Source organism: Streptomyces sp. NPDC052043, assembly GCF_044548235.1.
Classification (GTDB): domain Bacteria; phylum Actinomycetota; class Actinomycetes; order Streptomycetales; family Streptomycetaceae; genus Streptomyces.
Window position 1 is genome coordinate 368,538 of sequence record NZ_JBIUBT010000008.1, and the last position, 23,674, is coordinate 392,211.

A 23,674-nucleotide genomic window follows, 5' to 3' on the forward strand; every position below is an offset into this window, starting at 1 on the left:
CGTCGATTGGGTGCGTACCGAACGAACCCTCACCCGCCTGGACCGGGTGTTCGCCAGGCTGGACCGTGAGCCGCAGCGGCCGGCGCACATCGACACGCCGCGCATGAGCCGCCACCGGTTCGTGCTCTTCTCGGCGACCCTGGCCTTCTACCTGTCGATCGTCTGGGCGGTGATCACCACCTCGTGGCTGGTCCGGCTCGACTGGCAGGTCATGTTCTTCCGGCCGTACCAGCAGTGGCCGCAGATCCACGCGTTCCTCGACTACTACGTGGTGCTCGGCCAGCGCGGCCCCACCGCCGTGATGGTCGCCGCGTGGCTGGGCTGGCGCTCGTGGCGGCAGCACACGCTGCGCCCGCTGCTGACCCTCGCCACCTCGCTGCTGCTGCTCAACGTCACGGTCGGCGCAGCGAAGATCGGCATGGGGCGCCTGGGTCCGCACTACGCGACCGTCATCGGCTCGAACGAGATGGGCCTGGGCGGCGATATATTCCCCAGCGGCCACACCGCCAACGCCGTGGTGACCTGGGGCATCCTGGCCTATCTGGCCTCCACCCCGAGAGCGCGCCGCTGGCTGTCGGCGCTGTCCGCGGTGACGGCGCTCGGCGTCGGTCTGACCACGGTCTACCTGGGGACGCACTGGCTGAGCGACGTGCTCCTCGGCTGGGCCGCGGGATTGCTGATCCTGCTGGCACTGCCGTGGTTCGAGCCGCTGATCGCCCGGGTCGAGGTCACCCTGTTCGACCTGCGCGACCGCTGGCGCGCCCGTCGCGGCCGCCGGACACCGGTACCCGCGCCCGCCCCCGCCGCGCCGGTCGGCGCCCCCGTCGTGCTCACCCCGCGCGCCTCCGCCTCGGACGAGGCGCCGGCGGCCCGCGAGACGGTCGGCGCCGGACGCACGTCCCGCACGTCGGGCCACCTCACCCCCGGGCGGTACACGAACCGCCCGGAGCGCACACCGGGCACCCCGGCCGGCAGCCGCAGACCGCCGCACCCCGACCGCGTCCCGCGCGGCACGGCCCCGGCGGCCCGCCCCCTGACGGGCAGTTGACGACGGGCCGCCGCGGCACCCGGAGCGCCCGCGGCGGTTCAGCCCTTCCAGGCCCGCACCACGCGGCCTTCCCTGACCTCGAAGTTCAGCCGTCCGAACCGGTACTCCATGGTGATGATCGCGCCCGGCGGCAGTGACCTGACCGTGCTCCAGCCCCGTTCACGCGCGAGCCGTTCGGCCTGTGGGGCCTCGAGGCCGACGTACGCGTCGGGGTTGTCGTGGGGTTCCGCCGGCGGAGTGGGAATCGGTGCCATACCGCCACGCTAGGCGCCGTCCGGCGGCAGGGAAAGCCCACCCCGGCACGTGGGTCACTCCGGTTCGCCGCGCCCCCTCCTGTCACACTTCTGTCACAGGCCCGGGCCCGGCATGCGGTCTCGCTCCGTCACACGGACGGGCGGATCCGTCCCTCTTCCGCAGCCCTACGAACACAATTCCCAACGGCCGGGACAGCCCCCGGAGATATCCGGCGGAATGCGCCGTGAGAAGCGTTTCCGAACCTCACCGGGACGCCCTCGCATTCCGAATCCGCGGGCGTTCCCCGGGATCTGACGCGGCAGGGGAATTCCGCCGTCCCGCTGCTGAAGTGAGCCCCCGCCGGACGGCGACCGGGCCCCGCCCGGACGGCGGACCGGGCGGGGCGGGCAGCGCCTCCCCGGCGAGAGCCGCCGTCGTGCACGGAACGGTTCGATTCCGTTCGCCGGAGGGCGTGACTCACGCCGCAGATCACCCGTTGTCTTCTTCATGAGCCGGGTCCCTCCCGGCTCATGGGCCGGGAGCCACCCGGCTCCGCCACGCACCGCATCCCGAGGGAGCCACCCGTGCCGCGCATGCTCGACGTCAGCGACGCCGTACGCGCCGAGATCGGCGACGAAGAAGCCGACCGGCTGCTCGCCGGACAGAACGCCCCGGGCAGTTACGACTGCACGTCCTGCCGCACCCCCGGCGACTCCGCACTGGAGCGCACCAGCACCGTCCTGTTCGTCGGGGACGAGACCGCCGTCCTCGCCTTCGCCCACGCCACCTGCCTGCCCTCGCAGGTCGTCCAGGTCACCGAGGAGCAGCTGCGGGGTGCGGTCCGCTCCATCAACGCGGACACGAACCCCCCCGGCAGGGTCCCGGAGCAGACCCCGCCCCAGTGGAGCGCGGCCGAGCAGGCCGTGCCCCAGAAGGTGGTGCCGGAGCAGGCCGTGCTCGGAGTGACCAGCGGACTCGTCCTGATCAGCGGTGAGTTGCACCCCGCCCTGGTCGTCGAGCCGACCGCGCCCATCGCGCGTCCCGGCTCCCTGGGCACCAGCGACGAGTTCCTGCTCCTGCTCGTCGAGCAGGGGTATGTCCCGGTGACCGAACTCGCCGCCGTACCGCCCGTGCTGCACGGCTGGTCGGTGCTGCTCGCCATGGGCCAGCTGCACGCCGTCCTCCAGCCCCAGGCAGGCGGCGGCCAGCCGGTGGCCTGGTGGCAGGCGCACCAGCCGCTCCAGGTCACCGACGGCTGGCGGGCGGCCGCCAACAAGCACCAGCAGGTGATCATGTTCGCCGCGCCGGTCGGGTCCATCGGCCGGCAGCCGCGGGAGGACCTGCTGCGGGACGCGCTGGACAAGGCCGCGGCGGGTGGCAGGCTGGTCGCGGCGACGCTGCCGCTCGCCGGGACCTGAGCCGCATCTCTTCCGGTTCGGGGTCGTTTGGAGATACGTGCACGCATATGACGTTCCCCGCCGCCAGTCCTACCCGCCGCCCCCTCCCCCAAGTTCTCGACTGCGCTCGGGCAGGGAGGTACCCCCGCCGCGGGCGCCCCAGGACTATCACGGCGGTCCATCGGCCACGCCGATCTACGACGCGCTCTACGCCGAGTACGTCAAGTCCTACCGGACCCTGCCCGGCGACCGCAGCGGCGAGGAGGATCTGGGCTTCGTAGCCTTCGGGAACCTGCCGCACGACACGGGCTCCACCGTGTACGGCGCCTACAGTCTGGGGGCCTACAGCACCCGCCATGTCACGGGACGGCAGCAGTCGCAGTGGCAGCGGGTCGGGACGATCGGGCGGCAGGAGAGCGGGACGCACCACGTTCCGGCGGCCCTGCCACCCGCTCCGCGCCGCGGGATCTGATCCGGTCCACGGCGAAGGGGCGGCCCTGGAACCCAAGGTTCCGGGCCGCCCCTTCGCCGTCTCCGCTCCGTCTGCTCCTTCTTCTACTTCCTCTACTTCTTCTTCGCGCCGCGCTTCTCCCGCACCCGCACCGAGATGTGGATCGGCGTGCCCTCGAAGCCGAACTCCTCGCGCAGCCGTCGCTCGATGAACCGCCGGTAGCCGGCCTCGATGAACCCGGAGGCGAACAGCACGAACCGCGGCGGCTTGGTGCCGGCCTGGGTGCCGAACAGGATGCGCGGCTGCTTGCCGCCCCGGATCGGGTGCGGGTGGGCGGCGACCAGCTCGCCGAGGAAGGCGTTCAGACGGCCGGTCGGCACCCGGGTCTCCCAGCCCGCCAGCGCGGTCTCGATCGCCGGGACCAGCTTCTCCACGTGCCGCCCGGTCTGCGCCGAGACGTTGACGCGCGGGGCCCACGTGACCTGCGCGAGCTCGGTCTCGATCTCCCGTTCCAGGTAGTAGCGGCGCTCCTCGTCGAGGGTGTCCCACTTGTTGTAGGCGATGACGAGCGCGCGGCCCGCCTCCACGGCCATGGTGATGATCCGCTGGTCCTGCACCGAGATGGACTCGGAGGCGTCGATCAGGATGACGGCGACCTCGGCCTTCTCGACGGCGGCCGCGGTGCGCAGCGAGGCGTAGTAGTCGGCGCCCTGCTGGAGGTGGACACGCTTGCGGATGCCGGCCGTGTCGACGAACTTCCAGGTCTTTCCGCCCAGTTCGATCAGCTCGTCGACCGGGTCGCGGGTGGTGCCGGCCAGTTCGTTGACGACGACGCGCTCCTCGCCGGCCACCTTGTTCAGCAGCGAGGACTTGCCGACGTTCGGGCGGCCGATCAGGGCCACCCGGCGCGGGCCGCCGATGCCGCCCCCGCCGAACGTCTCGCGCGGCGCCTCGGGCAGCGCCTCCAGGACGCGGTCCAGCATGTCGCCGGTGCCGCGGCCGTGCAGGGCCGAGACCGGGTGCGGCTCGCCGAGGCCGAGCGACCACAGGTACGTGGCGTCCGCCTCGCCGCTCTGGCCGTCCACCTTGTTTGCGCACAGCACGACGGGCTTGCCCGCCTTGCGCAGGAGCCGCACGACGGCCTCGTCGGTGTCGGTGGCGCCGACCTTGGCGTCGACGACGAAGACCACCGCGTCGGCGGCCTCGATGGCGTACTCGGCCTGCGCGGCCACGGAGGCGTCGATACCGAGGACGTCCTGCTCCCAGCCGCCGGTGTCGACGACCTTGAAGCGGCGGCCCGCCCACTCGGCCTCGTAGGTGACGCGGTCGCGGGTGACGCCCGGCTTGTCCTCGACGACCGCCTCGCGGCGGCCGATGATGCGGTTCACCAGAGTCGACTTGCCGACATTGGGGCGGCCGACGACGGCGAGGACGGGCAGCGGGCCGTGTCCGGCGGCCTCGATGGCGCCCTCGACGTCCTCGATGTCGAAGCCCTCTACCGCGGCGAGCTCCATGAACTCCGCGTACTCGGCGTCGCCGAGCGCCCCGTGCTCGTACTCGTGCTCTGCCGAGCCGTCGGGCTGGATGTCGTCGTTCATGAAGTCCGTACCTCGTCGTTCATCGTGGTGGTCGGTGGACCACCACCGGTTCGCGGTGATCCACTACTCAAGTGTCGTCCAGGGCCCGTCCGGCGGATCCCGCCGGAGAGGCCCTAGCGCCCGGTCAGTCGCCGGGCGTTTTCCAGGTGGTCGGTGAGCTGCTTCTGGATGCGCTCGGTCGCCTCGTCCAGGGCCCGGCGCGTGCGCCGGCCGCCGTCGTCGCCCGCCTCGAACGGGTCGCCGAAGACGACGTCGACCCGGTGGCGCAGCGGAGGCAGCCCCTTTATCAACCGTCCGCGCCGCTCGGAACTTCCCAGCACGGCCACCGGGACGATCGGGGCGCCGCTGCGGACCGCGAAGTAGGCGAGCCCGGCCCGCAGCGAGGCGAAGTCGCCGTCGCCCCGGGTGCCCTCGGGGAAGATCCCGAGGACGCCGCCCTGCTTCAGGACGCCGAGCGCCCGCGTGATCGCCGAACGGTCCGCGGAGTGCCGGTCCACCTGGAGCTGGCCGATGCCGGTCAGGAAGGAGCCGAGCGCGCCGACGAACGCCTCCTTCTTGATCAGGAAGTGCACCGGCCGGGGTGCCACGCCCATGACCATCGGGCCGTCGACGTTGTGCGCGTGGTTGACCGCGAGGATCACCGGGCCGGTGGCGGGCACCTTCCAGGCACCCAGCACACGCGGGCGCCACAGCCCGTACATCAGCCCGACGCCGATCCGCCGGCCGACGTCGGCTCCGCGCTCCGACGGAGGGCCCGCCCCGGGCTCCGGCGGACGGCTCACTTCGCGGCTCGCTTCTCCTCGACGAGGGTGACCACGCACTCGATGACCTGTGCCAGCGTCAACTCGGTGGTGTCCACCTCGACCGCGTCGCCGGCCTTGGCCAGCGGGGAGGTCTTGCGGCTGGAGTCGGCCGCGTCCCGCTTGATCAGTGCCTCGCGGGTGGCGTGGACGTCGGTGCCCTTGAGTTCGCCGCTGCGCCGGGCGGCGCGGGCCTCCGGGGAGGCCGTGAGGAAGATCTTCAGGTCGGCGTCGGGCAGCACGGTGGTGCCGATGTCGCGGCCCTCGACGACCATCCCGGTCTCGGCGGCCACGGCCAGCGAGCGCTGGAGCTCGGTGATCCGGGTCCGCACCTCCGGCACGGCGCTGACCGCGCTGACCTTGGCGGTGACCTCCTGGGTGCGGATCGGACCGGCCACGTCCACGCCGTCGACGGTGATCGTCGGGTGGGCGGGGTCGGTGCCGGAGACGATCTCGGGCTTGCCGGCCACCGCGGCGATCGCGGTGGGGTCCTCCAGGTCGATCCCGTTGGTCACCATCCACCAGGTGATCGCCCGGTACTGGGCCCCGGTGTCCAGGTAGCTCAGGCCGAGCTGCGCGGCCACGGCCTTCGATGTGCTCGACTTGCCCGTGCCGGAGGGGCCGTCGATGGCGACAATCACGGGCTGGGCGGTCCGGGCGGCGCCGTTTTCCACAGCGGGGCACCTTCCTGGTGAAGGGTGGTGGGTGGTGTGCGGGACGCGAGGGCGCCCCGCACAAGGTTACTGGCTTCCCGGAGGCCCTCTTACTGGCGGATGGCCCAGCCCCGTTCCCGCAGCGCGGAGGCGAGGACCGGTGCCGCCTTCGGCTCGACCATGAGCTGCACCAGACCCGCCTGCTGCCCGGTGGCGTGCTCGATGCGCACGTCCTCGATGTTGACCCCGGCCAGCCCCGCGTCCGCGAAGATGCGGGCCAGTTGGCCGGGCTGGTCGTCGATGAGGACCGCGACGACCTCGTACACCCGCGGCGCGGACCCGTGCTTGCCGGGGACCCGGACCTGGCCGGCGTTGCCGCGCCGCAGCACGTCCTCGATGCCGGCGGCGCCCTCGCGGCGCTTGGCCTCGTCGGAGGACTGGAGGGCGCGCAGGGCCTGCACGGCCTCCTCCAGGTCGGTGGAGATGTCGGAGAGCAGGTCGGCGACCGGCCCCGGGTTGGCGGACAGGATGTCGATCCACATCCGCGGGTCGGAGGCCGCGATCCGGGTCACGTCCCTGATGCCCTGCCCGCACAGCCGTACGGCCGTCTCCTCGGCGTTCTTCAGGCGCGCGGCGACCAGGCTGGAGACCAGGTGGGGCATGTGGGAGACGAGGGCCACGGCCCGGTCGTGGGCGTCGGCGTCCATGACGACCGGGACCGCCCGGCAGTGCGAGACGAGCTCCAGGGCGAGGTTGAGGACCTCGGTGTCGGTGTCCCGGGTGGGGGTGAGCACCCAGGGGCGGCCCTCGAAGAGGTCGGCGCTCGCCGCCAGCGGACCCGACTTCTCGCGGCCCGACATGGGGTGCGTGCCGATGTAGCCGGTCAGGTCCAGGCCCATCGACTCCAGCTCGCGGCGCGGGCCGCCCTTGACGCTGGCCACGTCCAGGTAGCCGCGGGCCGCGCCCCGGCGCATGACGTCGGCGAGCACCTCTGCCACATGCGCCGGCGGCGCGGCGACGAGGGCGAGGTCGACCGGGCCGTCCGGGGCCTCCTCCGTGCCGGCGCCGAGCGCCGCCGCCGTGCGGGCCTGCTCCGGGTCGTGGTCGACGAGGTGCACGACCACCCCGCGCCGGGCGAGGGCCAGGGCGGCGGAGGTACCGATCAGCCCGGTGCCGATCACGAGTGCGCTTCTCACTGGGCGATGTCCTTGCGCAGGGCGGCCGCCGCGCCGAGGTAGACGTGCGCGATCTCGGCGCGCGGCCGGTCGGACTCGATGTGCGCGAGGACGCGGACGACACGGGGCATGGCGCCCTCGATGTCCAGTTCCTGGGCGCAGATCAGCGGCACGTCGACGATGCCGAGCTTGCGGGCCGCGGCGGCCGGGAAGTCGCTGTGCAGATCGGGGGTGGCCGTGAACCAGATGCTGATCAGGTCGTCGGCGGTCAGGCCGTTCCGTTCCAGGACGGCGGTGAGCAGGGCCCCGACCTGCTCGTCCATGTGGCCGGCCTCGTCCCGTTCCAGTTGGACGGCTCCCCGGACCGCTCGTACCGCCACGGCGCTGCTCCTTGCTGAGGTGAATCGGGTCTCGGACGTCCAGCCTAGTCAGACCGTGTGGGACGGGTGGGTGGCGCCCGCCCCCTGAGACAGCGTGTGAAATGGGTGGTTTATCGCGTGCTGCTCGGATTTGCTTCGACTTCACCGTATTCGATGCGAGGATGCTGCTGCTCCGCTCGGAGCTCTTCCCTCCCCCCGGAACCCCCGGAGTGATGACATGACCCAGGGCTCGACGCGGCGCACGGTTCTCGCCACGAGCGCGGTGGCGCTCGTGGCGGCGGGCTGCGGCACCAACGGCAGCAGCACCTCCGAGGCGTCACCCGCCACGGGGACGACTCCCCCCTCGGGGGCGTCGCCCACCCACACCATGGAGGGGACCGCCACCGGTCCCAAGCTGGCGAGCACGACCGACATCCCGGAAGGCGGGGGCAAGGTCTTCCCCCAGCAGGAGGTCGTGGTCACCCAGCCGACGAAGGGCGAGTTCAAGGCCTTCTCGGCGATCTGCACGCATCAGGGCTGCACGGTGAGCAAGGTCGCCGGCGGCACGATCGAATGCCCCTGCCACGGCAGCGGTTTCCGCATCGCCGACGGCTCGGTGGCCCGCGGACCGGCGGTCACCCCGCTGGCCGCCAAGCAGATCAAGGTGGAGGGCAGTTCCATCCACCTGCTGTGAGGATCCGCTCCCCGCGGAGCCCGATCACCGACGCGTGGCGGACTTCCTGCGCCGTGTCCGCCACGCGTCGGCCTGCCCGGGAGACGTCCGGCCCTACCCGGGAGACGTCCGGTCCTAGAGGTCGACCTCGTTCATCAGCATGCCGACCTCGGTGTTCGACAGGCGGCGCAGCCAGCCCGACTTCTGGTCGCCCAGGGTGATGGGGCCGAAGGCGGTGCGCACCAGCTTGTCGACCGGGAAACCCGCCTCCGCGAGCATGCGGCGCACGATGTGCTTGCGGCCCTCGTGGAGGGTGACCTCCACGAGGTAGTTCTTGCCGGTCTGCTCGACGACCCGGAAGTGGTCCGCGCGCGCGTAGCCGTCCTCCAGCTGGATGCCGTCCTTGAGCTTCTTGCCCAGGTCGCGCGGGATGGGGCCGACGATGTGCGCGAGATAGGTCTTGCGCACGCCGTACTTCGGGTGGGTCAGCCGATGCGCCAGCTCGCCGTGGTTGGTGAGCAGGATCACGCCCTCGGTCTCGGTGTCGAGGCGGCCGACGTGGAAGAGACGCGTCTCGCGGTTGGTGACGTAGTCACCGAGGCACTGGCGGCCCTCCGGGTCCTCCATGGTGGAGACGACACCGGCGGGCTTGTTCAGCGAGAAGAACTGGTACGACTGCGTGGCCACGGTCAGCCCGTCGACCTTGACCTCGTCCTTCTCCGGGTCGACCCGGCGGCCCTGCTCCAGGACGATCTCGCCGTTGATCTCGACCCGGGCCTGCTCGATCAGCTCCTCGCAGGCGCGCCGCGAACCGTATCCCGCGCGGGCGAGCACCTTCTGCAGCCGCTCGCCCTCCTGCTCGGCGCCCGGGAAGGTCTTGGGCAGCTTGACGTCCTTCTTGTCGGCGTACCGCTCGCGGTTGCGCTCCTCCATCCGCGTCTCGTACTCGCGGGAGCGGGCCGGAGCCGTACGGCCGCCCTGCTGGGGCTGCCTGGGGCCGCCCTTGGCGCCACCGCGCGCGGCTCCGCCGCGCCCTGCCTTGGGGCCGTCCTTCGTCGCACCGGGGCCGACGTCGTAGCGGCGCTCCTCGGGTCGGGGCTTGCGGGGGCGGCCCTGCCCCTGCCGCTCGTCCCTGTTGTTGCCGGCACCGCGGTGGTTGCCGCGCCCGCCGTTTTTGCCGCTGCCGCTGCTTCGCATCAAAGTTCCGTCGTCGTGTTCGTCGTGTGGTCGCCGTCTGCGCCCGGCGCGTCATCGGGAGCGTCCGGGTCGAACGACGGTACGCCCTCCTGGGTCTCGGCCTCGATCGCCTCCGCCTCCGGGAGGAAGGGCGCGAGCTCCGGGAGCTCGTCCAGACCGCGCAGGCCCATCCGCTCCAGGAAGTAGTTCGTCGTCCTGTACAGGATCGCACCTGTTTCGGGTTCCGCGCCCGCCTCCTCGACCAGACCGCGCTGGAGCAGGGTGCGCATGACGCCGTCGCAGTTGACTCCGCGGACGGCCGAGACGCGGCTGCGGCTGACCGGCTGGCGGTAGGCGACCACGGCGAGGGTCTCCAGGGCGGCCTGGGTGAGCCGGGCGTGCTGGCCGTCCAGGACGAAGCCCTCGACGGCGGCCGCGTACTCGGGGCGGGTGGAGAAACGCCAGCCGCCGGCGATCAGCCGCAGCTCGAAGCCGCGTTTCTGCACGGTGTACTCGTCGGCCAGTTCGCGCAACGCGTCCGCGATCTGCCGGCGGGGCCGCTCGAGGATCTTCGCCAGGTGCTCCTCGGTCGCGGGCTCGTCCACGACCATGAGGACGGCCTCCAGGGCCGGCTTGAGGTCGAGGCCGGCGACGGTGGTCGGGCCCGCGGACGGGTCGGTGGTCTCCTCGCTCACGCTTTCTCCTCCTGCTCCTCCTGCTCGGGCTGCTCGGGCTGCTCGGGCTGCTCGGTGTCCTCCGGCTCCTTGGACTCCTCGTGCTCCTCGGGCACCTCTGGCACCTCGGGCGGACGGTCGAACTCGTCCGTCACCGTGGGCGTCCCGTCCCCGTCACCGCCGGTCCAGCGCACGGTCAGCTCGCCGAGGGCGGTCTCCTGGTCCAGGGCCACGGCCTTCTCGCGGTACAGCTCGAGGAGGGCCAGGAAGCGGGCCACGACGGTGAGCGTGTCGTCGGTGTCCGCCACCAGGTCCCGGAAGTCGGCCGCACCCAGTTCCCGCAGCCGGGCGATCACGATCCCCGCCTGCTCCCGCACGCTGACCAGCGGCGCGTGGATATGGTCGACGTACACCTGCGGCGTGGGCCTGGGCTGCATCGCCTTGACCGCGAGTTCGGCGAAGCGTGCCGCGCCGATGCCGATGACGACCTCGGGCAGCAGTTCGGCGTGGTGGGGTTCCAGCCCGACGGTACGGGGGTGGCGCCGGCCCTCCTCGTCCAGCCGGCGGCTGAAGATGTCGGCGATCTGCTTGTACGCGCGGTACTGGAGCAGCCGTGCGAACAGCAGGTCGCGTGCTTCGAGGAGCGCGAGGTCGGCCTCGTCCTCCACCTCGGCCGCGGGCAGCAGCCGGGCCGTCTTGAGGTCGAGCAGGGTGGCGGCCACGACCAGGAACTCGGTCGTCCGGTCCAGGTCCCAGTCGGGCCCCATGGCCCGGATGTACGCCATGAACTCGTCGGTGACCTTGGACAGGGCCACCTCGGTGACGTCGAGCTTGTGCTTCGAGATCAGCTGGAGCAGCAGGTCGAAGGGCCCCTCGAAGTTGGCCAGCCGAACCGTGAACACCCCGTCCCCGGAACCGTCTGCGCCCGCCGGTTGCGCGACAGCGCCGGCCGCTCGCGCGGCCTCCGCGCCAGAACCGGCAGGGGGCACGGTCGAGCCGTCCGGCTCGGCCGCCCCGCCCTCGGAGACGTCGATCGCCGGCTCGGCCGGCTGCTCGGCGGCCGGGCCCGGCGGGCCGTTCGCGGGGAGATCCGCCGAAGGCTCAGGAGCCGGCGTCGACCGCCGGGAAGGCTGCGCGGCGTCCCCGGATGCGGGCACGGGCTCCGCGGGCACGGTCGGCGGTTCGGGACGCTCGTCCCGGGGCGCGGGCGAAACCGGCGGGGCGGGTGAGTGAGCCGGGGGTGGGGATGCCGTTCCCGGGCCGCGGCCGAGGGTACGTCTGCGGCCGGTGGGGGTGGGAGCGTCGTTCGAGGTCATGGCCGTCGCAGGCTACCGCTTACCGCCCGCTCGGACGGCTAACGACCGCGCAGCCGCCGTACCAGGATGCTCGCCTCGCCCCGGGACTCCAGGTCGGCCAGCACCACGGCGACCGCCTCGCGGACGATGCGCCCGCGGTCCACGGCGAGTCCGTGCTCTCCGCGGAGCACCAGCCGGGCGTGTTCGAGGTCCATGAGCTCCTCGGCGGACACGTACACCGTGATCTTCTCGTCGTGCCGTTCGCGTCCGCTGGGCCGGCGCGCCGCGCCGCGGCCCCGCTTGCGCGGCTGTGCGGCGGCAGAACCTTCCTGCGCCGCCGCCGAACGCCGCGCGGTGCGCTCCGCGGTCGCGGACCGGCTGCGGGACTCGCCCGCGTCCGCCGGGCCCGCGTCGACCGCCACGTGCTCCGCGCCCTCGCCGTCGCCGCCCTGGGCGGGCACCGAGTGCGGCGCGTCCTCCGCCGCGGCCGCGGCGTCGCCCTCCGCCGCGGGGGCGGGCACCCGGGCCTCGCCGCCTGCCTGGCGTCGGGGAGTGGACGGCTGGAGCGCCATTCCCCCTGTCGTACGGAACAGTTCGTCGGCCCCCGGCAGACTCACTCGGCGTGACACCGGGCGAGCACCTCCCTGGCGAGCTGGCGGTAGGCGGCGGCACCGACGGAGTTGGAGGCGTACGTGGTGATCGGCTCTCCGGCGACCGTGGTCTCCGGGAAGCGGACCGTGCGTCCGATGACCGTGTGGTAGACGTGGTCGTCGAACGCCTCGACGACGCGCGCGAGCACCTCACGGCTGTGCACGGTGCGCGAGTCGTACATCGTGGCCAGGATCCCGTCGAGCTCCAGCTCCGGGTTGAGGCGCTCCTGGACCTTCTCGATGGTCTCGGTCAGCAGGGCCACACCGCGCAGCGCGAAGAACTCGCACTCCAGCGGCACGATCACCTTGTGCGCGGCGGTGAGGGCGTTGACGGTGAGCAGGCCGAGCGAGGGCTGGCAGTCGATGACGATGTAGTCGTAGTCGTCCATCAGCGGCTTCAGGGCGCGCTGGAGCGTCGACTCGCGCGCCACCTCGCTCACCAGCTGGACCTCGGCGGCCGACAGGTCGATGTTGCTGGGCAGCAGGTCCATGTTGGGGACCGCCGTCTTCAGCAGGACCTCGTCCGCGGACATGCCCCGCTCCATGAGCAGGTTGTAGACGGTGAGGTCGAGCTCCATGGGGTTGACGCCGAGACCCACCGACAGCGCGCCCTGCGGGTCGAAGTCCACGAGCAGCACCCGACGGCCGTACTCCGCGAGCGCGGCACCCAGGTTGATGGTCGACGTGGTCTTGCCGACGCCGCCCTTCTGGTTGCACATCGCGATGATCTTCGCGGGGCCGTGGTCGGTCAGCGGACCCGGGATCGGGAAGTACGGCAGCGGGCGTCCGGTCGGGCCGATGCGCTCACGGCGCTGGCGGGCCGCGTCGGGCGCGAGCGTGGCCGCGTACTCGGGGTCGGGCTCGTACTCGGCGTCAGGGTCGTAGAAGTGCCCGTCGGGCAGTTCGTCGTAGTCGGCGAAGTGGTTGTGGGGCGCGCCACTTCCGTCGCCGGCCATGGCGTTCACGTGATGGCCATCCATGCTTGGGGGTGCTGGCTGAGTCACTCCTGATGTCCGGTGACTCTGGTGGGCTGCGTAGGTGCGCACAGCAACGGAGCCGACAGCCTCGAGCCGCGTGGGGCCCTGGCCCGGCGCAGGCATTCCTGGTTGACCACCCCCGGGAGAAAATGTCGACTCATTCACAAGTCGTCTTACCTCCTTGGTGACCAGGAAACTTCTAGACAGGTCAGCGTGGCACCATGCCGACGATTGGCGACTCTATGGCGTGTCGGCGGTCCGCAGCAACACAATCCGCCGGACCCGGCCCGATGTGTCGGTAATGGAACATCCCTCTGTCAAGGGCGTACGACCGTCGCACGGCAGGTTTCACCGATGCGTGAATCGGTCGAATGGTTGCGTTCGAGGCGAGTTGACCGAGTGCGGCGAAGTGACCATACACACATCCGGCCGGACCTTGTGGGACAAGGTCCGGCCGGTCGTGCGAGGTTGACGACGCGTGTTGACGTATCGCCTTTCGCACCTTGGCGACTTGGCGACCGCTCAGCCGAGCAGGGACTCCAGCGCGACGTGCTCCAGGCCGTGCGCCTCGGCGACCTCGCGGTAAACGACCTTGCCCTCGTGGGTGTTGAGGCCCTTGGCCAGCGCCGCGTCACGGCGCAGCGCCTCCACCCAGCCCCGGTTGGCGAGTTCGACGATGTACGGCAGCGTCGCGTTGGTCAGCGCGTAGGTCGAGGTGTTGGGCACCGCGCCCGGCATGTTGGCGACGCAGTAGAACACCGACTCGTGGACCTTGAAGGTCGGCTCGGCGTGCGTGGTCGGGTGGGAGTCCTCGAAGCAGCCGCCCTGGTCGATCGCGATGTCGACAAGGACACTTCCCGCCTTCATCCGGGACACCAGCTCGTTGCTGACCAGCTTCGGGGCCTTGGCGCCCGGGACCAGCACGGCGCCGACGACGAGGTCGGCCTCGACGCAGGCCTTCTCCAGCTCGAAGGCGTTGGAGACGACGGTCTTGATCTTCGTGCCGAAGATCTTGTCCGCCTCCTTGAGCTTGTTGATGTCCTTGTCCAGGAGGGTCACGTGGAAGCCCAGGCCGATGGCGATCTGCGCGGCGTTCCAGCCGGAGACGCCGCCGCCGATGATGACGGCCTCGCCGGCCGGCACGCCCGGGACGCCGCCCGGCAGCACACCGCGGCCGCCCGCGGCGCGCATCAGGTGGTAGGCGCCGACCTGCGGGGCGAGACGGCCCGCGACCTCGGACATCGGGGCCAGCAGCGGCAGCGCGCGGTTGGAGAGCTCGACGGTCTCGTAGGCGATCGCCGTGGTGCCGGACTCCAGCAGGGCGTCCGTGCACTCCTTGGAGGCGGCCAGGTGCAGGTAGGTGAAGAGGATCTGGTCCTTGCGGAGGCGGTGGTACTCCTCGGCGACCGGCTCCTTGACCTTCAGCACCATGTCGGCGGCGGCCCAGACCTCGTCCGCCGTCTCGAGGATCTGGGCACCGGCGGCCACGTACTCCTCGTCCGGGATCGAGGAGCCGACGCCCGCGTTCCGCTCGACGACGACCTGGTGGCCGTTACGCACCAGCTCGTGCACGCCGGCGGGGGTGATGGCCACCCGGAACTCGTTGTTCTTGACTTCGCGGGGGATGCCGACCTTCACGTCGATCACGGTCCTTGACTCAGAGAATGTGGGGCAATGTCAGACGTACCCCGGCATGCGGGGGCATACCAGGGAACACCGCAGGAGAACGAGCGGCAGAGCCAGTCTAATGAAGGCTTACTCTCTGTCTAGCCTTTCATTGCATCAATCTTCAGAGGATGCACTACGGATTTCGCAGGCATTGGCCTCCTCTTCCGTCAATGGGCCCTCCGGGCCGCCGTCCTCGGCCGCAGGGACCTCGTCGCCGAGCAGGCGCCGGGCCGTTCCGCGGTGCAGGGCCGCCGCGGCCGTGTCGCCCAGCCGCTCCAGGCTGTCGGCGAGCCGCAGCCGGAGCGCCGCCTGGAGCCGTACGTCCTCGGCGCGGCGGGCCCACTCGACCGCCTCCTGGCAGGTGCGCAGGCAGTCCTCGGGCCGCCCGGCGTACTCCTGGACGCGCGCCAGCTCGCTCAACGCCCGTGCGTGGGCGGCGACATCGCCCGCCTTGCGGTGCGCGGCGGCGGCCGCACGCCAGTTGCGCAGGGCCTCGCCGTAGCGGCCCGCGTAGGTGTGCGCGGCGGCGATGCGGCCGTAGAGGCGGGCGGCGTCCTCGCGCTCCTCGCGCGCGAGCCGCTGCGCCAGGGCCCGGCCGAACCAGTCGGCGGCCCGGTCGTAGTCCCCGAGCTCCTGGTGGGCACTGCCTACGGATTCCATGGCGCGGCTGATCGCGTACGGGTCGTCGGCCTCCCGTCCGGCGTCCAGCGCGGCCCGGTAGCGGGCCAGCGCCCCGGCCGTACGCCCGGTGCGGGCGTCCAGGTCGGCGAGGTTCAGCAGGGCGGCGGCCTTCTCCCGGGGCAGCCCGCGCCGCTCGGCCACGTCCAGGACGAGCCGGTGGATGCCGTAGAGGTCGGCGGCGGCCGCCTGGGTGCCGATGTGCGCCACCATGGCCCGCACCAGCTGCGCCATCAGACGGCGGGCCAGGGTGTCCAGTTCTCCGTCGGCGACGGCGAGGCGGGCCGCGGCGAGCAGGGCGGGCCTGCGGGCGCGCAGCCACTTCTCGGCGGCCCGCGGCGTGGCGAAGCGCAGTCCGGGAGGCAGGCTCTTCAGCTTCTCCCTGGTCTCGGGGCTGTCGGTCTCGGTGATCGCCCGGCACGACTGGAGCAGCCGCACGGTCCGCTCCAGCATCCGGGCCCGGGCGAGCCGCAGTTCGGCGGGGCGGTCCTGGCGCTCGGCGAGTTCCGTCAGCAGCGGGTGCAGGCTGCCGGGCAGCTCGTAGCACGGCAGCAGCGAGGGGACGGCGCGCACCACGCCGAGGTCGGCGAAGTCGTCGAGGAAGCCGCGGGCGGCCTCGACCGAGCAGCCGGCGAGCGCGGAGGCGGTCTGCGGGTCGACGTCACCGGCCGGGGCGAGGCAGAGCAGGCGCAGCATCCGGGCGGCCTGACCGGACAGGGTGCCGTGCACGAACCGCAGCACCCGGTCGAGGACGGGGCCGTCGTCGGGGTCGGTGCGCAGCTGTTTGGCGAGGTCGGCGACGGCCGCCTGGGGGTGGGCGGCGAGCCAGCCGCCGGCCAGCGTGAGCGCCGCGGGCTGCCCCTGGCAGACCTCGACCAGGCTCTCGGCGGCGCGCGGGTCGACGGTGATGCGCACCGGGTCGATGCGCTGCGCCAGCAGTTCCACGCCGGACTTGGTGTCCAGGCCGCCCAGGGTGCACGGGCGGACGTCGGCGATCCCGGTGAGCGGGCCCCGGGAGACGGCGACGAGCAGGCAGTCGGCGTTCTCCGGCAGCAGCGCGTCGACCTGGTCCGCGCCGGCCGCGTCGTCGAGCAGGAGCAGGGCCCGGCGCTCGGCGAGCGCGGTGCGCAGGGCCTCGGTCAGATCGTCCTCGGCCGCGCCCGGCGGAGTCGGCAGATCGAGGTCGGTGAGCAGGTCACGGGCGACGGCGTCGACCGGTACGGGGGCGCCGTCGGGCTCGGAGAGCCTGGCGCGCAGCACACCGCCGGGGTAACGCTGCGCGACCTGCTCCACCAGTTCCTCGGCGAGCGCCGTACGGCCGGAGCCGGGCCTGCCCGCGATCAGCAGGACGCGCGCGCGTGGCTCCTTGCGGCCGGCCAGGGTGTCGAGTCCTGCCCGCTCGATGTCGGCGCGCAGCTCCTTCAACTCCCGTGTGCGGCCGAGGAAGAGGCTCGTCGCAGCGGCGGGGAATCGTTCCCCGCCGGACAGGTCCACGCCGCCTGTGTCCACCGCCTGGTCCGTCACGGGCCACACTCCCGTCCCACCGCACGTGCAAGCCCACCGGGACTCCGGTCCGGGCGCTTCCAGAGCCTAGTTCACGCTCTGCGACGTACCGTGCGGAGCAGGGCGGACACATCGCCCGATCGGATCAGGCGATGGTCACACCGCGGGGGTCGGCGGTGGGTTCAGGACGCGAAGGGGCGCGCCGGCCAGGGCGCCTCGGCCGGGCGCAGCGCGTCCAGCCCGTCCCCCTGGCGCGCGGCAACCAGCGACAGGACGCCCACCACCAGGCAGTTGTTGTGCAGTTCGCCCGCGAGCACGCCCCTGACCAGCTCGTCCACCGGCATCCGCGCGTGCTCCATGTCGGTCTCCTCGTGCTCCGCCGCGAAGCGCTCGCCGACCGCCTCGGACAGGCCCCGGGCGAGGAAGATCCGCACGGACTCGTCGCAGCCGCCCGGGGTGGTGTAGACGTCGGTCAGCACCCGCCAGTCCTCGGCCTTGACGTGGGCCTCCTCGTACAGCTCGCGCTGGGCGGCGTGCAGCGGGTTCTCGCCGGGCACGTCGAGCAGGCCGGCCGGGATCTCCCACAGCCGCTGCCGCACCGGGTGGCGGTACTGGCGGATCAGCAGCACCCGGTCCTCCTCGTCGAGGGCGAGGACAGCCACGGAGCCCGGGTGCACCTGGTAGTCGCGGGTGACCACGGAGCCGTCGGGCATGACCACGTCGTCGGTGCGGACGGAGGTCTTGCCCCCGACGAACGGGGTGCGGGTGGCCCGGATCCCCCACTCCTCCGGGGTGTCCTTGATCGTCATGCCCTGCCCTTTCCGACGTGCGCAAACAGAACGGGGGTGCACACCTTCGCCGGTGCACACCCCCGCAACCGTACAACCGGGCGTGCTACTTGGAGATCTTCCGCTCGACGGCGGCCTTCACCAGGCCGGCGAACAGCGGGTGCGGACGCGTCGGGCGCGAGCGCAGCTCCGGGTGCGCCTGCGTGGCGACCAGGTAGGGGTGAACCTCGCGCGGGTACTCCACGTACTCGACGAGCTTGCCGTCCGGGGACGTGCCGGAGAAGAGGATGCCCGCCTTCTTCTCCAGCTCCGCGCGGTAGGCGTTGTTCACCTCGTAGCGGTGGCGGTGGCGCTCCTCGACGTACTCCTTGCCGTCGTAGACCTCGCGCACGATCGAGCCCTCGGCCAGCTTGGCCGGGTACATGCCGAGCCGCATGGTGCCGCCCATGTCGCCCTCGCCGGCGACGATGTCCAGCTGTTCGGCCATCGTGGAGATCACCGGGTGGCCGGTGGCCGGGTCGAACTCGGTGGAGTTGGCGTCCGCGATGTCGGCGAGGTTGCGGGCGGCCTCGATCACGATGCACTGCAGGCCCAGGCACAGGCCGAGCAGCGGGATGCCGTTCTCGCGGGCGTAGCGGATGGCGCCGACCTTGCCGAGCACGCCGCGGTCGCCGAAGCCGCCCGGGACGCAGATGCCGTCGACGCCGGCGAGCTGCTGCTCGGCGCCGGCCGCGGTCTTGCAGTCGTCGGAGGTGACCCACTTGATCTTCACCCGCGCCTTGTTGGCGAAGCCGCCCGCGCGCAACGCCTCGGTCACCGACAGGTAGGCGTCGGGCAGGTCGATGTACTTGCCGACCAGGGCCAGGGTGACCTCGTGGTCGGGGTTGTGGACGCGGTCCAGCAGGTCGTCCCAGGTCGTCCAGTCCACGTCGCGGAAGGGCAGGTCCAGCTTGCGCACGACGTACGCGTCCAGGCCCTCGGTGTGCACGACCTTCGGGATGTCGTAGATCGACCGGGCGTCGGGGCAGGCGACCACGGCCGCCTCGTCCACGTCGCACATCAGGGAGATCTTGCGCTTGATCGCGGTGGGCACCTCGCGGTCGCAGCGCAGCACGATCGCGTCCGGCTGGATACCGATGTTGCGCAGCGCGGCGACGGAGTGCTGGGTCGGCTTGGTCTTCAGCTCGCCGGAGGGGCCGATGTAGGGCAGCAGCGAGATGTGCACGACGAAGACGTTGTCCCGGCCGACCTCGTGGCGGACCTGGCGGACGGTCTCCAGGAACGGCAGCGACTCGATGTCGCCGACCGTGCCGCCGACCTCGGTGATGACGACGTCCACCTCTTCGGTGGCCATGCGCCGGATGCGGTGCTTGATCTCGTTGGTGATGTGCGGGATGACCTGCACCGTGTCGCCCAGGTACTCACCGCGCCGCTCCTTGGCGATGACCGTGGAGTACACCTGGCCGGTGGTGACGTTGGCTGAGCCGTCCAGGTCGCGGTCGAGGAAGCGCTCGTAGTGGCCGATGTCCAGGTCGGTCTCGGCGCCGTCGTTGGTGACGAACACCTCACCGTGCTGGAAGGGGTTCATCGTGCCCGGGTCGACGTTGAGGTACGGGTCGAGCTTCTGCATCACGACGCGCAGACCCCGCGCCTTCAGCAGCATGCCCAGGCTGGAGGCGGTGAGGCCCTTGCCGAGCGAGGAGGCGACACCCCCGGTGACGAAGATGTGCTTGGTCGTCGTGGCTGTGCTGTTTCGGAAAGCAGCGGGCGGCATGGCCAAGAGGGGGCTCCCGTGGTCGCGGTCGGACGTGCGGTACGGCTGGCCGGTCCGGGGAACCCGGGAATCCGGCTGAGGTGCCGTCGCTGCGGTTCGGGGGTTTAGAGCCCACCGGTCCACGGGCTACCAGGGTATCAGCGCCTGACGGGCGTGGCTCACGGCCACGCTCCGCGCACGAGCCGACACGTGTGCGTACCGCGCACAGCTCCCTCACCCATGGCTCACTCGTTCGGCGCACCCGGGTTGCCCGGAGCGGCACGCAGATCATCTACGTGCGTCGTATCCTGCTCGGACACTCGCTGAGGAGCCCGGCCGGCAACACGGCACCACCCTTGTCCGTATGACCCGGAACAACAAGAGCTCGTCAGTTCGTTGAGCAAGGGTTGTCGTTCTGCCCCCGCGGCCGACCGGCGGTTCCCCCCACCGCTCGACGACGCTTTACAACCACCCCTTGACCGCACTAGCGACAGCCCCTTCGCGGGGTGTGACGTGGCCGTTCGACTGGAGTTGCACGTGGCCGGGCGCATCGAAGACTACGCACTCATCGGAGACATGCAGACCGCTGCCCTGGTCTGCCGGGACGGGACAGTCGACTGGCTGTGCCTGCCCCGTTTCGACTCCCATGCCATCTTCGCCGGCCTGCTGGGTACCGAGGAGCACGGTTTCTGGCGGATCGGCCCGGCGTTCGCGGACGGCACACAGCCGCCCACGGCGGCCCGGCGCAGCTACCGCGGCGACTCGCTGATCCTGGAATCCGAGTGGGACACCCCGCGCGGCACGGTCCGCGTGACCGATTTCATGCCCCCGCGCGACGGCGCCCCGCAGGTGATCCGCATCGTGGAGGGCGTCAGCGGCCGGGTGCCGATGCGCTCGACCCTGCGCATGCGCTTCTCCTACGGCCGGGTCGTGCCGTGGGTGCACCGGCACGAGGGCCGCACGGTGGCGGTGGCGGGTCCGGACTCCGTGTGGTTCGACACATCGGCGGAGACCTACGGCGAGTCGCTGACCACGTACGCGGACTTCACCGTCGCTCCCGGTGACCGGATCGCGTTCACGATCTCCTGGCAGGCCTCGCACAAGGAGCCGCCGCAGCTGCCGGAGCCGGAGCAGTCGCTGGAGGCGACGGAGGAGTTCTGGCGCGAGTGGGTCGGGCACTGCACGTACCACGGCCCCTACCGCGAGGCGGTGGTCCGCAGCCTGATCACGCTCAAGGCCCTGACCTACGCCCCGACCGGCGGCATCGTCGCGGCCCCCACCACCTCCCTGCCGGAGGACATCGGCGGTGTGCGCAACTGGGACTACCGCTACACCTGGCTGCGCGACGCGGCGATCACCCTGTCCTCGCTGCTGCGCACCGGCTACCGCGAGGAGGCCCGCGCCTGGCGCGAGTGGCTGCTGCGCGCCGTCGCCGGCGACCCCGACAACCTGCAGATCATGTACGGCATCGCCGGCGAGCGCGAGCTGGGCGAGGCGGAGCTGGACTGGCTGCCCGGCTACGAGAACTCCGCGCCGGTCCGGGTGGGCAACGGCGCCGCGCACCAGCTCCAGCTGGACGTCTACGGCGAGGTCACCGAGGCCCTGCACCTGGCCCATATGACGGGCCTGGCCCGCAACGACTACGCCTCCCTGCTCCAGCTCAAGCTGATCCAGTACCTGGAGAAGCACTGGCAGGAACCGGACGAGGGCATCTGGGAGGTGCGCGGGCCGCGCCGCCACTTCGTGCACTCCAAGGTCATGGCGTGGGTCGCCGTCGATCGCACCATCAAGCTCATCGAGTCCGGGGAGGCGGACGGCCCGCTGGAGCGCTGGAAGGTGCTGCGCGACGACATCCACCGCGAGGTGTGCGAGAAGGGCTACGACAAGGAGCGCAACACCTTCACGCAGTCCTACGGCTCCCGAGAGCTGGACGCGTCCTTGCTGCTCATCCCGCAGATGGGCTTCCTGCCGCCGGACGACAAGCGGGTCATCGGCACCATCGAGGCGATCCAGCGCGAGCTGTCCACCACGGACGGGTTCATCCTGCGGTACCCCACCGACGGCGACCACGCGGGCGTCGACGGCCTGCCCGGCGACGAGGGCGCCTTCCTCGCCTGCTCCTTCTGGATGGCCGACGACCTGGCGATGATCGGCCGCGTGGACGAGGCGCGCAAGCTCTTCGAGAAGCTGCTGTCGCTCCGCAACGACCTGGGCCTCCTCGCCGAGGAGTGGGACCCCCGCCGCAAGCGCCAGGTGGGCAACTTCCCGCAGGCCTTCAGCCATGTGCCGCTGATCGACACGGCCCTGCGCCTGACGGCGAGCGGCGCCTACGGAGGCTGATCCAGCGCCGGGCGGGCGAGCGCGCCCGCCCGGCGCTCACTCCGGCTCGGGGCGGCCGGACCGCTCCGGCCACCCGACGCTGCCGCCGTGCCGCGGGCACAGGTAGCGTCCGCTTCATGGACCGCAGATTCGACACCGAGGGCACCGGCATCACCGTCCGGCGCGCCCTCGAACTGCCCGGCCTGCGCAGCGGCCTCCCCGAGGTCCTCGCCGGCGCCGACAAGCTGACCCGCACCGTCCGCTGGGTGCACGCCGGCGAGGTCCCCAACATCGCCTCCCTCCTCAAGGGCGGCGAACTCCTGCTGACCACCGGCTACGGCCTCGGCACCCGCCCCGCCGACCAGCGCGCCTTCGTGCGCACCCTCGCCGACCGCGGCATCGCGGCCCTGGTGGTGGAGCTGGGCCCGCGCTTCACCCGCCTGCCCGCCGCCCTCGTCGAGACCGCCCTGACCGCCGGGCTCCCCCTCGTCCAACTGCACCGCGAGGTGCCGTTCGTGGCGGTCACCGAGGAGATCCACACGGAGATCGTCAACGGCCACTACGCGCTGCTCCAGCGGGCCGAGGAGGTGCACCGCCGCTGCACCCAGGCCCTGCTCGGCGGCGGCGGGGTGCCGCAGGTGCTCGGCATCCTGGCCGACTTCGGCGGCAACCCGGTCTTCCTGGAGACCCCCGACGGGCAGTTGCTGTACGCGGCAGGCTCCGGCCCCGAGGGCGCCGATCCGCTTCAGGTCTGGGAGGGGCTGCGCGGCCAGCGCAAGGACGCGGCCCCGCCGGCCGGTTCGGTCGTCGTGGACGTGCCCGGCGGCGGCCCGGGCACCGGCTCGGTCCGCGCCCGGCTGGTGCTGCTGCCGGTCCGCTCGCCCCTGGCCCCGGTGCACCGCATGGCCGCCGAGCGGGCCGCGGGCCTCCTGGCCGTGGTGCTGATGCAGGCCCGCCAGGAGGACGAGCTGGCGGCGCGCGGCCGCGGCGACTTCCTCACCGACCTCGCCGAGGGGCGCATCGCCGCCGAGGACGCGCCCGCGCAGGCCCGGGTCCTCGGTTTCAAGCCGGGCAACAGCCCGCTGCTGCCCGTGGTGATGCGGGTCGGCGACGCGCTCGCGGCCACCGGCGGCACCGCCCGGCCGAGCGCGGGCGCCGGCGGCGGGGGCTGGGCGGTGCTGGCCCGTGCGGTCGCCGAGGAGCTCGCCTCGGTGGGCGTGCCGGTGCTGCTGGGCGTGCGGCCGGTCGAGGGCCGCGTGCCGCTCCTTGTCGGGCTGCGCTCGGAGGCGGAGCGGGCCACCGTCGCGGACCGGGTCGCGGCCGCGCTGCGGGCGGGTGTGGAGCGGGCCGGGATGCGCCGCCCCGGCGGGCAGCCCGAGGTGGTGGTCGTCGGTGTGGCGGGCGGCTGGGCGGCCGCCTCGGCGGGTCTGCGGCACGCGGCCGAGGCGGCGACCGCGGCGCAGGGACTGCCGGACCGGCCCTGGTACGACGCCCGCCGCCTCGACATCGACCTGCTGCTGTGGCGGCTGCGCGACCATCCCGACCTGGCGGCCTTCGTGGACCGTGCGATCGGCCCGCTGCAGGAGCACGACCGGCGCTCGAAGCCGCCGCTGCTGCCCACCCTCCAGACCTATCTGGCGCATGCGGGCCGCAAGGCGGAGACCGCCCGCGAGCTGCACCTGAACCGGCAGACGCTCTACAACCGCCTCGCCCGGATCGGGGAGTTGCTGGGCACCGACCTCGACGACCCGCAGACGGTCCTGGCCCTGAGCCTGGCCCTGCGGGCCCGCCGGCACGTCACCTGA

21 protein-coding genes are annotated in these 23,674 nt (G+C 72.2%); 6 read left to right on the forward strand and 15 right to left on the reverse strand.

Annotated elements, in window-relative coordinates:
• Positions 1-10: 10 nt before the first annotated feature.
• Positions 11-1,048, forward strand: a complete 1,038-nt coding sequence (locus ACIHCX_RS22215; protein ID WP_400031976.1) for a phosphatase PAP2 family protein — start codon at positions 11-13, stop codon at positions 1,046-1,048.
• A 38-nt stretch (positions 1,049-1,086) separates the two neighbouring features.
• Here the strand turns inward: ACIHCX_RS22215 and ACIHCX_RS22220 are convergent, their stop codons facing one another.
• Positions 1,087-1,302 carry an I78 family peptidase inhibitor gene (locus tag ACIHCX_RS22220; RefSeq protein ID WP_400031978.1) on the reverse strand — a complete coding sequence of 72 codons (216 nt, stop codon included), beginning with the start codon at positions 1,300-1,302 and terminating at the stop codon, positions 1,087-1,089.
• Between the two features lie 564 nt (positions 1,303-1,866).
• Between ACIHCX_RS22220 and ACIHCX_RS22225 the strand changes: the two genes are divergently transcribed.
• Positions 1,867-2,700 carry a hypothetical protein gene (locus ACIHCX_RS22225; protein WP_400031980.1) on the forward strand — a complete coding sequence of 278 codons (834 nt, stop codon included), beginning with the start codon at positions 1,867-1,869 and terminating at the stop codon, positions 2,698-2,700.
• 37 nt (positions 2,701-2,737) lie between these two features.
• Positions 2,738-3,151 (forward strand): hypothetical protein, encoded by a 414-nt coding sequence (locus ACIHCX_RS22230; protein WP_400031982.1) that lies wholly within the window; start codon positions 2,738-2,740, stop codon positions 3,149-3,151.
• Between the two features lie 92 nt (positions 3,152-3,243).
• On the opposite strand, the gene der is transcribed toward ACIHCX_RS22230, so the two are convergent.
• The 5 genes from der to aroH form a co-directional block, all read right to left on the reverse strand.
• On the reverse strand, positions 3,244-4,728 hold the full coding sequence (gene der / locus ACIHCX_RS22235; RefSeq protein ID WP_400031984.1) for a ribosome biogenesis GTPase Der: 1,485 nt from the start codon (positions 4,726-4,728) through the stop codon (positions 3,244-3,246).
• 113 nt (positions 4,729-4,841) lie between these two features.
• Positions 4,842-5,510, reverse strand: coding sequence for a lysophospholipid acyltransferase family protein (locus ACIHCX_RS22240; RefSeq protein WP_400031986.1), 669 nt, complete (start codon positions 5,508-5,510; stop codon positions 4,842-4,844).
• Positions 5,507-6,202, reverse strand: a complete 696-nt coding sequence (cmk, locus tag ACIHCX_RS22245; RefSeq protein ID WP_400031988.1) for a (d)CMP kinase — start codon at positions 6,200-6,202, stop codon at positions 5,507-5,509. Before cmk ends, ACIHCX_RS22240 begins: the two co-directional genes overlap by 4 nt.
• 89 nt (positions 6,203-6,291) lie before the next feature.
• On the reverse strand, positions 6,292-7,377 hold the full coding sequence (locus tag ACIHCX_RS22250; protein ID WP_400031990.1) for a prephenate dehydrogenase: 1,086 nt from the start codon (positions 7,375-7,377) through the stop codon (positions 6,292-6,294).
• Positions 7,374-7,736 (reverse strand): chorismate mutase, encoded by a 363-nt coding sequence (gene aroH, locus ACIHCX_RS22255; protein WP_376549081.1) that lies wholly within the window; start codon positions 7,734-7,736, stop codon positions 7,374-7,376. The genes ACIHCX_RS22250 and aroH overlap by 4 nt, the downstream gene beginning before the upstream one ends.
• A 217-nt stretch (positions 7,737-7,953) precedes the next feature.
• Here aroH and ACIHCX_RS22260 point away from each other — a divergent pair, with 217 nt between their 5' ends.
• Positions 7,954-8,409, forward strand: a complete 456-nt coding sequence (locus ACIHCX_RS22260) for a Rieske 2Fe-2S domain-containing protein (protein WP_400031992.1) — start codon at positions 7,954-7,956, stop codon at positions 8,407-8,409.
• 114 nt (positions 8,410-8,523) lie between these two features.
• Here ACIHCX_RS22260 and ACIHCX_RS22265 read toward each other — a convergent pair whose 3' ends face one another.
• The 9 genes from ACIHCX_RS22265 to ACIHCX_RS22305 all read right to left on the reverse strand — a co-directional run bounded on the left by ACIHCX_RS22265 (position 8,524) and on the right by ACIHCX_RS22305 (position 19,571).
• On the reverse strand, positions 8,524-9,585 hold the full coding sequence (locus ACIHCX_RS22265; RefSeq protein ID WP_400031994.1) for a pseudouridine synthase: 1,062 nt from the start codon (positions 9,583-9,585) through the stop codon (positions 8,524-8,526).
• The gene (gene scpB, locus ACIHCX_RS22270; protein ID WP_400031996.1) at positions 9,585-10,259 is read right to left on the reverse strand and encodes an SMC-Scp complex subunit ScpB; all 675 of its coding nucleotides are present in this window, start codon (positions 10,257-10,259) and stop codon (positions 9,585-9,587) included. Before scpB ends, ACIHCX_RS22265 begins: the two co-directional genes overlap by 1 nt.
• The gene (locus tag ACIHCX_RS22275) at positions 10,256-11,554 is read right to left on the reverse strand and encodes a segregation/condensation protein A (protein WP_400031998.1); all 1,299 of its coding nucleotides are present in this window, start codon (positions 11,552-11,554) and stop codon (positions 10,256-10,258) included. Before ACIHCX_RS22275 ends, scpB begins: the two co-directional genes overlap by 4 nt.
• A gap of 38 nt (positions 11,555-11,592) precedes the next feature.
• A complete protein-coding gene (locus tag ACIHCX_RS22280) occupies positions 11,593-12,162 on the reverse strand; it encodes a hypothetical protein (protein ID WP_400032000.1) in 570 nt (189 codons plus the stop codon).
• Positions 12,147-13,283 carry a ParA family protein gene (locus tag ACIHCX_RS22285; RefSeq protein WP_400032002.1) on the reverse strand — a complete coding sequence of 379 codons (1,137 nt, stop codon included), beginning with the start codon at positions 13,281-13,283 and terminating at the stop codon, positions 12,147-12,149. Before ACIHCX_RS22285 ends, ACIHCX_RS22280 begins: the two co-directional genes overlap by 16 nt.
• A gap of 399 nt (positions 13,284-13,682) precedes the next feature.
• Complete coding sequence (gene ald, locus ACIHCX_RS22290; protein ID WP_400032004.1) at positions 13,683-14,807, reverse strand: alanine dehydrogenase; 1,125 nt, start codon at positions 14,805-14,807, stop codon at positions 13,683-13,685.
• A 135-nt stretch (positions 14,808-14,942) separates the two neighbouring features.
• Positions 14,943-17,030, reverse strand: coding sequence for a tetratricopeptide repeat protein (locus ACIHCX_RS22295; protein WP_400032006.1), 2,088 nt, complete (start codon positions 17,028-17,030; stop codon positions 14,943-14,945).
• A gap of 161 nt (positions 17,031-17,191) precedes the next feature.
• Complete coding sequence (locus ACIHCX_RS22300) at positions 17,192-17,818, reverse strand: NUDIX domain-containing protein (protein WP_400032008.1); 627 nt, start codon at positions 17,816-17,818, stop codon at positions 17,192-17,194.
• An 85-nt stretch (positions 17,819-17,903) separates the two neighbouring features.
• Positions 17,904-19,571: a CTP synthase gene (locus tag ACIHCX_RS22305; RefSeq protein WP_400032010.1), complete on the reverse strand. Its 1,668-nt coding sequence runs from the start codon at positions 19,569-19,571 to the stop codon at positions 17,904-17,906.
• Positions 19,572-20,087: 516 nt separating this feature from the next.
• Between ACIHCX_RS22305 and ACIHCX_RS22310 the strand changes: the two genes are divergently transcribed.
• Complete coding sequence (locus ACIHCX_RS22310) at positions 20,088-21,890, forward strand: glycoside hydrolase family 15 protein (RefSeq protein ID WP_400032073.1); 1,803 nt, start codon at positions 20,088-20,090, stop codon at positions 21,888-21,890.
• Between the two features lie 116 nt (positions 21,891-22,006).
• On the forward strand, positions 22,007-23,674 hold the full coding sequence (locus ACIHCX_RS22315) for a PucR family transcriptional regulator (RefSeq protein WP_400032012.1): 1,668 nt from the start codon (positions 22,007-22,009) through the stop codon (positions 23,672-23,674).